The organism is Pseudomonas sp. D1HM, from assembly GCF_019266105.1.
In the GTDB taxonomy this organism is placed as follows: Bacteria; Pseudomonadota; Gammaproteobacteria; order Pseudomonadales; family Pseudomonadaceae; genus Aquipseudomonas; species Aquipseudomonas taetrolens.
The window spans coordinates 358,729-372,857 of the sequence record NZ_LRMN01000003.1 but is presented as its reverse complement, the minus strand read 5'-3'; the positions used below and the strand labels follow the sequence as shown (position 1 = coordinate 372,857).

10 protein-coding genes are annotated in these 14,129 nt (G+C 56.9%); 9 read left to right on the top strand and 1 reads right to left on the bottom strand.

Annotation, left to right across the window (positions count from 1 at the left end):
• Positions 1 to 9: 9 nt before the first annotated feature.
• The 7 genes from dnaE (at position 10) to ispD (ending at position 10,923) form a co-directional block, all read left to right on the top strand.
• Positions 10 to 3,531 carry a DNA polymerase III subunit alpha gene (gene dnaE, locus AWM69_RS04855; protein ID WP_218725888.1) on the top strand — a complete coding sequence of 1,174 codons (3,522 nt, stop codon included), beginning with the start codon at positions 10 to 12 and terminating at the stop codon, positions 3,529 to 3,531.
• Between the two features lie 184 nt (positions 3,532 to 3,715).
• Complete coding sequence (locus tag AWM69_RS04850) at positions 3,716 to 4,663, top strand: acetyl-CoA carboxylase carboxyltransferase subunit alpha (RefSeq protein ID WP_131652652.1); 948 nt, start codon at positions 3,716 to 3,718, stop codon at positions 4,661 to 4,663.
• A gap of 150 nt (positions 4,664 to 4,813) precedes the next feature.
• Positions 4,814 to 6,130 carry a tRNA lysidine(34) synthetase TilS gene (gene tilS / locus AWM69_RS04845; protein WP_131652653.1) on the top strand — a complete coding sequence of 439 codons (1,317 nt, stop codon included), beginning with the start codon at positions 4,814 to 4,816 and terminating at the stop codon, positions 6,128 to 6,130.
• A gap of 272 nt (positions 6,131 to 6,402) precedes the next feature.
• The gene (locus tag AWM69_RS04840) at positions 6,403 to 8,034 is read left to right on the top strand and encodes a CTP synthase (RefSeq protein ID WP_048378895.1); all 1,632 of its coding nucleotides are present in this window, start codon (positions 6,403 to 6,405) and stop codon (positions 8,032 to 8,034) included.
• 392 nt (positions 8,035 to 8,426) lie between these two features.
• Positions 8,427 to 9,716: a phosphopyruvate hydratase gene (gene eno / locus AWM69_RS04835; protein ID WP_218725887.1), complete on the top strand. Its 1,290-nt coding sequence runs from the start codon at positions 8,427 to 8,429 to the stop codon at positions 9,714 to 9,716.
• 227 nt (positions 9,717 to 9,943) lie between these two features.
• Positions 9,944 to 10,222 (top strand): cell division protein FtsB, encoded by a 279-nt coding sequence (ftsB, locus tag AWM69_RS04830; RefSeq protein WP_048378898.1) that lies wholly within the window; start codon positions 9,944 to 9,946, stop codon positions 10,220 to 10,222.
• Positions 10,219 to 10,923 (top strand): 2-C-methyl-D-erythritol 4-phosphate cytidylyltransferase, encoded by a 705-nt coding sequence (ispD, locus tag AWM69_RS04825; protein WP_218725886.1) that lies wholly within the window; start codon positions 10,219 to 10,221, stop codon positions 10,921 to 10,923. The genes ftsB and ispD overlap by 4 nt, the downstream gene beginning before the upstream one ends.
• 79 nt (positions 10,924 to 11,002) lie before the next feature.
• Here the strand turns inward: ispD and AWM69_RS04820 are convergent, their stop codons facing one another.
• On the bottom strand, positions 11,003 to 11,902 hold the full coding sequence (locus tag AWM69_RS04820; protein WP_048378901.1) for a LysR substrate-binding domain-containing protein: 900 nt from the start codon (positions 11,900 to 11,902) through the stop codon (positions 11,003 to 11,005).
• 108 nt (positions 11,903 to 12,010) lie between these two features.
• Here AWM69_RS04820 and AWM69_RS04815 point away from each other — a divergent pair, with 108 nt between their 5' ends.
• Together AWM69_RS04815 and fghA are read left to right on the top strand one after the other, a co-directional pair.
• A complete protein-coding gene (locus AWM69_RS04815) occupies positions 12,011 to 13,123 on the top strand; it encodes an S-(hydroxymethyl)glutathione dehydrogenase/class III alcohol dehydrogenase (RefSeq protein ID WP_048378902.1) in 1,113 nt (370 codons plus the stop codon).
• A 71-nt stretch (positions 13,124 to 13,194) separates the two neighbouring features.
• Positions 13,195 to 14,040: an S-formylglutathione hydrolase gene (gene fghA, locus AWM69_RS04810; RefSeq protein WP_131652657.1), complete on the top strand. Its 846-nt coding sequence runs from the start codon at positions 13,195 to 13,197 to the stop codon at positions 14,038 to 14,040.
• The last annotated feature ends 89 nt before the right edge of the window (positions 14,041 to 14,129 follow it).

Genomic DNA, 14,129 nt, shown 5'->3' with positions numbered 1-14,129 from the left:
AGGATCACCATGCCGGCTTCATTCGTTCATCTGCGCCTGCACACTGAATACTCCCTGGTCGATGGCCTGGTGCGGATCAAACCGCTGATCAAAACCCTGGCCGGCATGAACATGCCTGCCGTCGCGGTGACCGATCAGAACAACATGTGTTCTCTGGTCAAGTTCTACAAGGCCGCCATGGGCGGCGGGATCAAGCCGATTTGTGGTGCTGATCTCTGGTTGTCGAACAAGGATCCGGAAAACACGGTCAGTCGCATCAGTCTCCTGGCGATGAACGGTGTGGGTTACCGCAACCTGACCGAGCTGATTTCCCGTGGCTTTATCGACGGGCAGCGCAATGGGCAGGTGATCATTGAGCGCGAATGGGTGGCTGAGGCCGCTGAAGGTTTGATCATGCTCTCGGCAGCCAAGGAGGGGGAAATCGGTGTTGCGCTGATAAGCGGTAACACTGAAGAAGCCGAAACCCTGGCCCGCGAGTGGATGACGGTGTTCCCGGATCGTTTTTATCTGGAGATACAGCGTACCAAGCGTCCCAATGATGAAGAGCATTTGCACGCGGCGGTTGCGCTGGCTGAAAAAATCGGTGCGCCCCTGGTGGCGACCAATGATGTACGCTTCCTTCGCCAGCAGGATTTCGAAGCTCACGAAACCCGTGTTTGCATTGGTGAGGGCCGTGCGCTCGATGACCCGCGTCGCTCCAAGAACTACAGTGACCAGCAGTACCTGAAAAGCGCCGAAGAAATGGCCGAACTGTTCAGTGACTTGCCTGAGGCGCTGGAAAACTCGGTTGAAATCGCCAAGCGCTGCAATATTGACGTCAAGCTGGGCACTCACTTTCTGCCCAACTTCCCGATTCCCGATGGCATGACCATCGATGAGTATTTTCGCAAGGTGTCCTTCGATGGCCTGGAAGAGCGCCTGAGCGTTCTCCTGCCCAGGGACACTACCGAGGACTACGACGCCAAGCGTCAGGTATATGTCGACCGGCTGAATTTCGAGCTGGATATCATTATCCAGATGGGCTTCCCCGGTTACTTCCTGATCGTGATGGACTTTATCCAGTGGGCCAAGAGTAACGGCGTGCCAGTTGGCCCGGGTCGAGGGTCGGGTGCCGGGTCATTGGTGGCGTACGTTCAGAAGATTACTGACCTTGATCCACTGGAATACGATCTGCTTTTCGAACGTTTCCTTAACCCTGAGCGGGTATCGATGCCCGACTTCGACGTCGACTTCTGCATGGATGGTCGTGACCGGGTTATTGAGTACGTGGCCGAAAAGTATGGCCGCAATGCGGTCAGCCAGATCATCACCTTCGGCTCGATGGCCGCCAAAGCGGTAATCCGCGACGTGGCGCGGGTGCAGGGCAAGTCCTATGGCCTGGCTGATCGTCTGTCGAAGATGATTCCCTTTGAAGTCGGCATGACCCTGGAAAAAGCCTACGAGCAGGAAGAAATCCTGCGCGACTTCATTAAAGTCGATGAAGAAGCGGCTGAAATCTGGGAAATGGCGCGCAAGCTTGAAGGCGTGGTGCGTAACGTCGGCAAGCACGCCGGTGGTGTGGTTATCGCACCCACCAAGTTGACTGACTTTTCACCGATCTACTGCGATGAAGAGGGCGGTGGCCTGGTCACCCAGTTCGACAAGGATGATGTCGAGTCGGCGGGGCTGGTGAAGTTCGACTTCCTCGGCTTGCGTACGCTGACCATTATCGATTGGGCGCTCAAGACCATCAATCGCGAACGGGCCAAGGTGGATGAGCCGCCGCTGGACATCGCGTTCATTCCGCTCGACGACAAGCCGACTTATCAGCTGCTGCAAAAAGCCGAAACCACGGCGGTGTTCCAGCTTGAATCCCGGGGTATGAAAGAGCTGATCAAAAAGCTCAAGCCCGACTGTCTGGAAGACTTGATTGCACTGGTGGCCCTGTTCCGTCCGGGCCCACTGCAGTCAGGCATGGTTGATGACTTTATCAACCGCAAGCACGGGCGTGCCGAATTGGCATACCCGCACTCCGACTACCAGTACGAAGGTCTCAAGCCTGTTCTGGCACCGACATACGGCATCATCCTGTACCAGGAACAGGTGATGCAGATCGCGCAGGTGATGGCCGGTTACACCCTCGGCGGCGCTGACATGCTGCGACGTGCCATGGGCAAGAAAAAACCCGAGGAGATGGCCAAGCAGCGCGGTGGTTTCATTGAGGGGTGTGCGAACAACAATATTGATGCCGACCTGGCGGGTAACATTTTTGACCTGGTGGAAAAATTCGCCGGCTATGGTTTTAACAAATCCCACTCCGCTGCTTACGGCCTGGTGTCGTATCAGACCGCGTGGCTAAAGACGCATTACCCTGCGCCGTTCATGGCCGCGGTACTCTCGGCAGATATGCACAACACCGACAAGGTCGTGACCTTGATCGAAGAAGTGCGCACGATGAAGTTGCGCCTTGATGCGCCCGACGTGAACGCTTCAGAGTACAAGTTCACGGTAAACGACGAAGGCCGGATCATTTATGGTCTGGGTGCCATCAAGGGTGTGGGGGAGGGGCCGGTCGAGGCAATCACCGAAGCGCGCCAGGACGGACCTTTCAAAGATCTGTTCGATTTCTGTGCCCGGGTAGACCTCAAGCGCATCAACAAGCGCACGCTTGACGGTTTGATTCGCAGTGGCGCACTGGACCGTCTGGGCCCTTGTTTTCATGATGAACCCAAAGCTTACCAGGCCAGTATCGATCAGAACCGTGCGATCCTGCTCGCCGCGATGGAAGAGGCGATCAAGGCTGCAGAGCAGACAGCCCGTACCCATGACAGCGGTCATGCCGATCTGTTTGGTGGCCTGTTCGTCGAAGAAGACTCCGACGTTTATGGCAACCATCGCAAGGCCAAGGAACTGACGCTCAAGGAACGCCTGAAAGGCGAAAAAGACACCTTGGGCCTATACTTGACCGGTCACCCGATCGACGAATACGAAGGTGAAATTCGCCGTTTCGCCCGTCAGCGCATCATCGACCTGAAGCCGGCCCGGGACACCCAGACCGTTGCCGGCATGATCATCGCCTTGCGTGTGATGAAGAACAAGAAAGGCGACAAGATGGGCTTCATCACCCTTGACGACCGTTCGGGGCGGATTGAAGCTTCGTTGTTTGCTGAAGCCTTCCACTCGGCGCAATCCTTGTTGCAGACAGACGCAATGGTGGTGGTTGAAGGCGAAGTCAGTAATGACGACTTTTCCGGCGGCCTGCGCCTGCGGGTCAAGCGCGTGATGAGCATGGAAGAAGCGCGTACGAGCCTGGCCGAGAGTTTGCGTTTGAAAGTGGTTCATTCCGCGCTTAAAGGTGATCAATTGCGCGTATTGGGCGACTTGTTCAAGCAGCATCGCGGAGCCTGCCCGATTACGATGGAGTACACCGGAGAAGGAGCAAGGGCTACGTTGCAGTTTGGCGAGACCTGGCGAGTTGATCCGGCAGACAGCTTGATTCAAGCCTTGCGTGACCAGTTTGGGCGAGACAACGTCTTCCTCCAATACCGTTGACGGTCAGGGGCGACAGACGCGTCCTGACCTCGACCTGAATTTTTAATCTCGACCTGAGCGCGCCTGTCCCTTAAGGTAGGCGCGATACAGATCAACCGGCTGCCCCAGCTCGGTTCGAAATGCCAGTAAATGCTGGGTTTCAAACCTTCTGGCATGCTTTGCCGCCGACCCAAGACGGATGCTTATGAACCCGAATTTTCTTGATTTCGAACAGCCGATTGCTGACCTGCAAGCCAAAATCGAAGAGTTGCGCTTGGTTGGTAATGACAATTCGCTGAACATCAGCGATGAAATCTCTCGTCTGCAAGACAAAAGCAAAACGCTGACTGAAGATATTTTCGGCAAGTTGACCAGCTGGCAGATTGCCCGTCTGGCCCGTCACCCACGCCGTCCATATACCCTCGACTACATCGATCACATCTTCACCGAGTTCGATGAACTGCACGGCGACCGTCACTTCTCTGATGATGCCGCGATTGTGGGTGGTATTGCGCGTCTTGACGATCAGCCAGTGATGGTGATTGGTCACCAGAAGGGGCGTGAAGTCCGCGAGAAGGTACGCCGCAACTTCGGCATGCCACGTCCTGAAGGCTACCGTAAGGCTTGCCGTCTGATGGAAATGGCCGAGCGCTTCAAAATGCCGATCCTGACCTTTATCGACACTCCGGGCGCTTATCCGGGTATCGATGCCGAAGAACGCAACCAGAGCGAAGCCATTGCCTGGAACCTGCGTGTCATGTCGCGTCTGAAAACACCGATTATCGCCACTGTTATCGGTGAAGGCGGTTCGGGCGGCGCACTGGCCATCGGCGTGTGTGATCAGTTGAACATGCTGCAGTACTCGACTTATGCGGTCATTTCGCCCGAAGGTTGTGCTTCCATTCTGTGGAAGACTGCCGACAAGGCGCCGGACGCTGCTGAGGCGATGGGTATTACCGCTGAGCGCCTGAAAGGCCTGGGTATTGTCGATAAAGTGATCGGCGAGCCGTTGGGTGGCGCGCACCGTGACCCGGCAGCAGCCTCTGCGACTATCCGCGGTGAGCTGATTGCACAGTTGGACATGCTGAAAAAGCTCGATCACGAAGCGTTGCTCAAGCGTCGTTATGACCGCCTGATGAGCTACGGTCTCTGATTAAGACAAGTCCTTGCTCCAACCCTCTCCTCGGCGGAGAGGCGACCGGTTTGCGGAGATGTTGAGTCCGCGTGCGGTCGGGCTCCTCTCTGCGAGAGGGGCCGGGGAGGGGCTTTTGATGCTGCCGGGATTTTTCCGCAGGGCGGTGTGATGTCCAGTCTGTCGACAGTACTTCTAGAAGCCTTGATGCCCTGGCGCAACGCCAAGGTCTGGCACGTTGCGTTCTCCGGCGGCCTCGATTCGACGGTCTTGCTGCACCTTCTCGCTCAATTGCGTCAAACCCACTCATTGCCCCCCTTGACCGCTGTCCATGTTCATCATGGTCTCCAGGTGGAAGCTGATGCGTGGCCGAATCATTGTCAGGCGTTGTGTGACGCGCTGAGTGTGCCTTTGCGGGTTGTGCGCGTTCAGGTGCAGGCTGGCGCAAGCCTTGAACGTGCCGCACGGGATGCGCGCTATCAGGCGTTTACAGCGGTAACAGGCGCGCAGGCCGTGCTGCTTACCGGGCAACATCGCGATGATCAGGCTGAAACCCTGCTTTTTCGTTTGTTGCGTGGCGCCGGGGTGAGCGGGCTGGCGGCCATGCCGCGTCAGCGTCCTCTGGGCGGTGGACACTTGTTCAGGCCTTTGCTGAATGTGACCCGGGCGCAGCTGGAGGCCTACGCTCACGAGCACAATTTAAGCTGGATTGAAGATCCATCGAATACCCAGACACGCTTCTCACGCAATTACTTGCGCCACGAGGTCGTTCCGCTCCTGACTCGACGCTGGCCGCAGGCTGCTGCCAGCATTGCTCGCAGCGCAGCCCATTGTGCCGAGGCTCAAGGGTTGCTCGAGGAGTTGGCCCGGCAGGATCTGCACAGCGCAGGCGGCGCCAGCGAGTTTGCCTGGTTGAAACTGCCCTCTCTGGCGCTTGCGCCCCTTGCAGGTCTCTCGCCGGCACGTCAACGCAATGCCTTGCGTCACTGGCTGATGGCGTTCGGCCAATTGCCTGATACCGATCATTGGGCCGGGTGGGACGCTTTGCGCGATGCCCGCGATGATGCCCAGCCCGTGTGGGTGCTCGCCGACGGAGAGTTGCATCGGGCGGGCGGGCGGATCTGGTGGCTGTCGGGCAACTGGTTGCATGCGCCAGATGCGCCCTTGTGCTGGAAACGGCCCGATCTGGCGCTGACGCTGCCCGATAACGGGCAGTTGCGTCTGGTGGGAGATATTCCGCATGGCCCTTTGCGGGTGAGCTATCGTCAGGGAGGAGAGGTCATGGAATTGGCGGGACGCGGTCATCGAGACCTGAAACGCTTGCTGAACGAGCGGGGCGTACCATTGTTTGCCCGTGGCAGATTGCCGCTTCTTTATCGTAATGAGCAGTTATTGGCCGTGGCAAACCTCGAAAGACTGGACTCCGGCCCCTGTGGACGCTGGCAATTACAATGGATGCCAACTTCGAGCGATCAAGGTTTGAGCTGAAAGGGGCTTTCCGGTAGACTACGCTCCCTTCTTGATACAACTTCTGTAGATTCACCAGAATTGCAGGAGTTGCCGATTACCAAGCAGTCTTTGCTGGGCGATTTTAAAAAAATGTGTAGCTTGCATCGTACCGATGGTTTCCATCGGTCTGTTTCAACGCAGCAGTTTTTCGAAAGGTGCACTGTGACTAATGCTGGTGATTGGGGGCTTCGGCCTTCCTTCGCTTTCCCCGGCGGCTCTGACCGCTTTAACGCAGACTTCTAGGGTTTTTCATGACGCGCTACATCTTCGTCACGGGCGGTGTTGTTTCTTCATTGGGGAAAGGCATTGCCTCGGCTTCATTGGCAGCCATCCTGGAGGCGCGGGGACTTAAGGTCACCATGCTGAAGCTGGACCCCTACATCAACGTTGATCCGGGCACCATGAGCCCGTTCCAGCACGGTGAAGTGTTCGTCACTCATGACGGCGCCGAGACCGACCTGGACTTGGGTCACTACGAGCGGTTTATCCGCACGACCATGACCCAGAACAACAACTTCACCACGGGCCGTGTCTACGAACACGTCCTGCGCAAGGAGCGCCGTGGTGATTACCTGGGTGCAACCATCCAGGTGATTCCGCACATCACCGACGAAATCAAACGTCGAATCATCAAGGGCGCCGGCGATGCCGACGTAGCGATGGTTGAGATTGGCGGTACTGTGGGTGACATTGAGTCCCAACCGTTCCTCGAGGCTATCCGTCAGTTGCGCATCGAAGTGGGCGCCAAGCGCGCCATGCTGATGCACCTGACTCTGGTTCCGTACATCGCCACTGCTGGCGAAACGAAAACCAAACCAACGCAACACTCGGTTAAAGAATTGCGTTCCATCGGCTTGCAGCCAGACGTCCTGATCTGCCGCTCCGACCATCACGTCGATGTGTCTTCGCGTCGCAAGATCGCGCTGTTCACCAACGTTGAAGAACGTGCGGTGATTTCGCTGGAAGACGCTGACACCATCTACAAGATCCCGGGCATGCTGCACGCTCAGGGTCTGGATGATTTCGTCGTCGAGCGTTTTGGCCTGCAGTGCAACAGCGCTGACCTGTCCGAGTGGGACAAGGTGGTTGATGCCAAGCTCAATCCAGAGCATGAAGTCACCATCGCGATGGTCGGCAAGTACATGGAGCTGCTGGACGCGTACAAGTCGCTGATCGAAGCGATGAGCCACGCCGGTATTTCCAACCGTACCAAGGTCAACCTGCGTTATATCGATTCCGAAGACATCGAAAACAAAGGCACTGAACTGCTTGAAGGCGTTGATGCCATTCTGGTGCCAGGCGGCTTCGGTCTGCGTGGCGTAGAAGGCAAGATCACTGCCGTTCAATATGCTCGCGAGAACAAGGTGCCTTACCTGGGTATCTGCCTGGGCATGCAGGTGGCGGTCATCGAGTTCGCACGTAACGTGCTGGGCTGGAAAGATGCCAACTCCACTGAGTTCGATCGCAGCAGCGGTCACCCGGTTGTGGGTCTGATCACCGAGTGGGAAGACGCGACCGGTGCAGTTGAAACCCGTACCGAAACGTCGGATCTGGGTGGCACCATGCGTCTGGGTGCTCAAGATTGCCAGCTCGAAGCCGGTTCCCTGGTTCATGATTGCTATGCCAAGGACGTGATTGTTGAACGTCACCGTCATCGCTATGAAGTGAACAACAACCTGCTGCCGCAGTTGACTGAAGCTGGCCTGAAAGTGACCGGTCGTTCCGGTGACGGCGCGCTGGTAGAAGTGGTTGAGGCTCCGGATCATCCTTGGTTTGTTGCTTGCCAGTTCCACCCGGAGTTCACCTCCACGCCACGTGATGGTCATCCTTTGTTCACAGGTTTCGTCAAGGCTGCCCTGGCGCAACACGAGAAGAAGGCATAACTGGCGCAACACGAGAAGAAGGCATAAGCAGAAGCCAACCGCTCATCTGTCAGCGCTTGCCGTGGCTCCGGCCTCGTAGAGGGCATGTAGATGTGCAAGGCATCTGGCAGGCTTCTGTAACGACGTCCACGACCTGCCCTGGCAGTCGTGGTCGTCGAAGTCTGCGACATTTTCCAGTTGCCGGCTTTTCTGGCCTGGACGAGTTGGTTAAGAGTTTTCCTGCAATAGAAACCGCGTAACCCTCGTTTCTCCGGTAAAGTACCGCACGATTTCTCGGGCCTTAGGGTCCGGGCCTTATCGTTCGCAAGGCTGCCCGCTGTTTGCAGCTTGCTGTCGATAACAAAATTTCCCTCAGCTGCGTCGTTTTCGTCAACTTTGGAGTGTTTACAACAATGGCAAAAATCGTCGACATCAAAGGTCGTGAAGTCCTCGACTCCCGTGGCAATCCCACTGTGGAAGCGGACGTGCTTCTCGACAACGGCATCATCGGCAGTGCTTGCGCGCCTTCCGGTGCTTCCACGGGTTCCCGCGAAGCACTGGAGCTGCGTGATGGCGACAAGAGCCGTTACCTGGGCAAGGGCGTTTTGAAAGCCGTTGCCAATATCAACGGCCCGATTCGCGATTTGTTGCTGGGTAAAGACCCGGTTGACCAGAAGGCGCTGGACCACGCGATGATCGCGCTGGACGCTACTGAGAACAAAGGTTCCCTGGGCGCCAACGCGATTCTCGCGGTGTCCCTGGCTGCTGCCAAGGCTGCTGCACAGGATCAGGACCTGCCGCTGTATGCACACATTGCCAACCTGAACGGCACGCCGGGTGTCTACTCGATGCCGGTTCCGATGATGAACATCATCAACGGTGGCGAGCACGCTGATAACAACGTCGACATTCAGGAATTCATGGTTCAGCCGGTAGGCGCCAAGACTTTCTCCGACGCACTGCGCATGGGCACTGAAATCTTCCATCACCTCAAGGCTGTGCTCAAGGCGCGTGGCCTGAACACTGCAGTGGGCGACGAAGGCGGTTTTGCACCGAACCTGGCGTCCAACGAAGATGCACTCAAGGTGATCTCCGAAGCTATCGCCAACGCCGGTTACACCCTGGGCACCGACGTGACCCTGGCGCTTGACTGTGCGGCCAGCGAATTCTACGAAGACGGCAAGTACAACCTGTCGGGCGAAGGCCAGATCTTCGACTCCGAAGGCTTTGCCGAATACCTGAAAGGTTTGACCCAGCGTTACCCGATCATTTCCATTGAAGACGGCCTGGACGAGTCTGATTGGGATGGCTGGAAAATTCTGACCGACAAGATCGGTGAGAAGGTTCAGTTGGTCGGTGACGATTTGTTCGTGACCAACACCAAGATCCTGAAAGAAGGCATCGATAAAAAGATCGCCAACTCGATCCTGATCAAGTTCAACCAGATTGGTACCCTGACCGAAACACTGGAAGCGATCCAGATGGCCAAGGCTGCTGGTTACACGGCTGTGATCTCTCACCGTTCCGGTGAAACCGAAGACTCCACGATTGCCGATCTGGCAGTGGGGACCTCGGCCGGCCAGATCAAGACCGGCTCGCTGTGCCGTTCTGACCGTGTGTCCAAGTACAACCAATTGCTGCGTATCGAAGAGCAACTGGGTTCCAAAGCCAAGTACAACGGTCGTAGCGAGTTCCGCGGCTAAGTACTGCTTGGTTAAAAGACAGCAGGTCATGTCAGAATAATTCGCCGCTGCGAGTCTTTTGACATTAATCTGATGCCTCGGTACAAGCATGGACCTCATGGGCTGTTGATGTTTTAGTGTGGCTGCGACGATCGCCCCCAACGAAACATCAACAGACCTTGGTTTTGTCCCGCAGGTTGTTTACGTTTGTCGGCATGGCTGTCTTTTCACTGGATACCTGATATTCGATGCGCAGTCCCAATTGGTTGTTCCTTATCTTGCTCTTGCTGCTGGCTGGCCTACAGTATCGCCTGTGGGTGGGGAATGGCAGTCTGGCGCAGATTACCGATCTGACTCAGCAAATCGCCGATCAGCGAGCTGAAAACAAGGTTTTGCTTGAGCGTAACCGGGTGATGGATGCGGAAGTGCTTGAGTTGAAAAAAGGCATGGAGACCGTTGAAGAACGTGCTCGCCATGAGTTGGGTATGGTCAAGGAGGGTGAAACCCTCTACCAGTTGGCCCAATGAGTCATTTCTCTACGGCCTTTTGGGCCGTGATTCCTGCCGCGGGTGTGGGTGCCCGTATGGCCGCGGACCGTCCCAAACAGTATTTGCAATTGGGCGGGCGCAGTATTCTCGAACACAGCCTTGGCTGTTTTCTCGACCATCCAGGCCTCAAGGGGCTGGTGGTCAGTATCGCTTGCGATGATCCTTTTTGGCCGTCCTTACAGTGTGCAGGTGATCCGCGCATTGCCCGGGTTGACGGTGGGCGTGAGCGTGCGGATTCGGTGCTCAATGCCTTGTTGCACCTGCATGCCCAAGGCGCCAGCGATGAAGACTGGGTGCTGGTGCACGATGCGGCCCGGCCTAATTTGTCGCGTGAGGATCTGGATAAACTGCTCAGTGAGTTGGCTGACGACCCGGTAGGGGGCTTGTTGGCGGTACCGGCGCGAGACACCCTGAAATGCATGGGTAAAAACGGCCGAGTGGCGCAGACCATTGATCGCAGTCTCATCTGGCAGGCCTTTACACCGCAGATGTTCCGTCTGGGGGCATTGCATCGTGCCCTGGCAGATAGCCTGGTGGCGGATGCAGTCATTACGGATGAGTCGTCGGCGATGGAGTGGTCTGGTCAGGCACCGCGTCTGATTGAAGGCCGTTCAGACAATATCAAGGTCACCCGTCCTGAAGATCTTGAGTGGCTGCGTATGCGCTGGGCTAATCGCTGAGCAAACGACGCCATACACACCTGTAGCCGCTGCCGAAGGCGGCGATCCCTCCGGCCCTTATCGCAGTCTGCGGCAGGGGCTATGAAGAGGCATACTCCTCCCGCTTGGCCAATCCTTCCTTCAGATAATCCACCAGCTTTCTGACTTTTGGTGACAGGTGCCGTTGTTGTGGGTACAGGGCCCAGACTGCGGTGTTCGGCGGCTGGTGGGCATCGAGCAACGACACCAGCGCTCCGCTCTTCAGATGTTCCAGTACGTAATAGTCCGGGAGCTGACACAAGCCAACCCCCAGCAGGGCCGCATCCAGTACGGCCTGCCCGCTGTTGCAGCGCCAATTGCCTTGTACCCGTTGTGAAAACTCTCGCCCATCCAGCTGTAATTGCCACAGATCCGAACTACCAATCAGGCAGTTATGACGGCTCAACTCCGACAAGCTATGGGGGCGGCCATACCGCTCCAGATAAGACGGTGATGCGCACAGGTACATGCGCCGGGGTGCCAGGCGAGTAGCCACCAGTCTCGAGTCTTGCAGGCGGCCCAGACGAATCGCCAGGTCAAGGCTCTCGTGCACCAGATCCAGTGGGCGGTTGCTCAGTTCGATGTCGACCCGCAATTGCGGGTAGAGCCCCATGAAGCGCGTGACCAGCGGCACGATAAAACGCTCGCCGTAAGCCACTGCACAGGTCATGCGCAACATGCCTTTCGGCTCGCTGGCCAGGTCGCCGACCGCGCGCAGGGCTTCTTCACGTCCGTCTTGCAGGCGCTGGCAATGCTGGAGAAAGGTTTGCCCGGCTTCGGTGAGTGTCACCCGGCGTGTGCTGCGATAGAACAAGCGGGTTTGCAGGCGCTCTTCGAGTCGGGCGACCTGGCGGCTGATATGCGACGACGAAACACCCAGGCGCTCTGCTGCCGCAGTGAACTGGCTGCATTCGGCCACCGCCACGAACTCATCAATACCTTCCCAGCGGTTTTCATTCACGCCTGATTATCCCTGTGTAGCAATAATGTTTTGCTTTTGGCTGGATTATTAATCAATCAGCGTTGATTTACACTCGACGCCTTGTTTTTACTTTGCTGGAGACGACCGATGATCAAGTCCCGTGCTGCCGTAGCCTTCGAGGCCAAAAAGCCGCTGGAAATCGTAGAAGTAGACGTTGCCATGCCCAAAGCGGGCGAAGTGCTGTTGCGGGTTGTTGCGTCTGGCGTTTGTCACACCGATGCCTACACCTTGTCGGGCGCTGATCCTGAAGGCATCTTCCCGTCGATCCTTGGGCACGAAGGTGGGGCAGTGGTTGAGGCAATCGGGGAGGGCGTGACCTCGGTTGCTGTCGGTGATCATGTGATTCCGCTGTATACCCCTGAGTGCGGCAAGTGCAAGTTCTGCCTGTCTGGTAAGACCAACCTCTGCCAGGCCATCCGTGCCACACAAGGTAAAGGTCTGATGCCGGACGGCACCACGCGCTTCTCCTATAAAGGGCAGCCGATTTTCCATTACATGGGCACCTCGACCTTTTCCGAGTACACCGTGCTGCCGGAAATTTCAGTGGCCAAAATCCAGAAAGACGCACCGCTGGAAAAGGTCTGCCTGCTGGGTTGTGGCGTTACCACGGGCATCGGTGCGGTGCTCAATACCGCCAAGGTCAAGCCGGGCGATACCGTGGCCATTTTCGGCCTGGGTGGCATTGGCCTGTCGGCCGTGATTGGTGCTGTGAAGGCCAAGGCGGCGCGGATCATTGCCATCGATATCAACCCGGCCAAATTTGAAATTGCCCGGCAGTTGGGTGCCACCGATTGCGTGAACCCGAAAGACTTTGATCGTCCGATCCAGGAAGTCATCGTCGACATGACTGACGGTGGCGTCGACTTCTCCTTTGAATGCATCGGCAATGTGCAGTTGATGCGTGCGGCGCTGGAGTGCTGCCACAAGGGCTGGGGCGAGTCAGTGATCATCGGTGTGGCGGGAGCCGGCCAGGAAATTTCGACGCGTCCGTTCCAACTGGTCACCGGCCGCGTCTGGCGTGGTTCGGCGTTTGGTGGCGTGCGCGGGCGCAGCGAGCTGCCAAGCTATGTCGACATGGCGCAATCCGGTGAGATTCCTCTGGATACCTTCATCACCCATACCATGGGCCTGGAAGATATCAATAAGGCATTCGACCTGATGCACGAAGGCAAAAGCATTCGTACGGTTATTCATTTCTAAACAACAGTGACAAGCCTCGGGAGTGCATGAACCCTGCATGTGCCTGAGGCCTGTCGCCGGGAGTTTGCCCCATGACATTGGAAAACATCTCCTGCCAGAAAAGTTTTGGCGGCTGGCACAAGCGTTACAAGCACCGTTCTGAAGTGCTGGGCTGCGACATGGTGTTTGCGGTGTATTTGCCTCCGCAAGCCGAACTGGGTGGCACGTTGCCTGTTCTGTATTGGCTGTCCGGTTTGACCTGCACCGATGAAAACTTCATGCACAAGGCCGGTGCGATGAAGATGGCTGCGGAACTGGGATTGATCATTGTGGCGCCGGACACCAGCCCCCGGGGTGAAGGCGTGCCGGACGATCCGGATGCATCGTGGGATTTTGGATTGGGGGCGGGGTTCTATTTGAACGCAACCCAGCAACCCTGGGCCCAGCATTATCGGATGCATGATTATGTGGTTCAGGAACTGCCAGCTTTAGTCGAAGCACATTTTCCTGCGTCGCAAAAACGCGGTATCAGCGGCCATTCCATGGGCGGCCACGGAGCGTTGGTCTGTGCATTGCGTAATCCAGGGCGTTATCAGTCGGTATCGGCTTTTGCGCCGATCAGCAATCCCATGGATTGCCCGTGGGGGCAAAAGGCCTTTTCGCATTATTTGGGCGAAGAGCGCTCACGCTGGCGCGAGTGGGATGCCTGCGTATTGATTGGAGAGGCGCGTGAAAAGCTGCCGTTATTGGTGGATCAGGGCGACCGTGATGACTTCCTGGCAGTCCAGCTCAAACCGGAGGCCTTGCAGCAAGCGGCCAGGCTGGCGGATCATCCGCTGACCCTGCGTTTGCAGCCGGGTTATGACCATAGCTACTTCTTTATTGCCAGCTTCATTGACGATCACTTGCGCCATCATGCCAGTGCACTCGCTGACTAAAGGGGCTGCGGCGTGTTCTCGGTTCGCAATGACGCGCTAACAGGCCCTAATGTCAGACAAAGTAGGTAGAATCACGCCCTGACTTAATC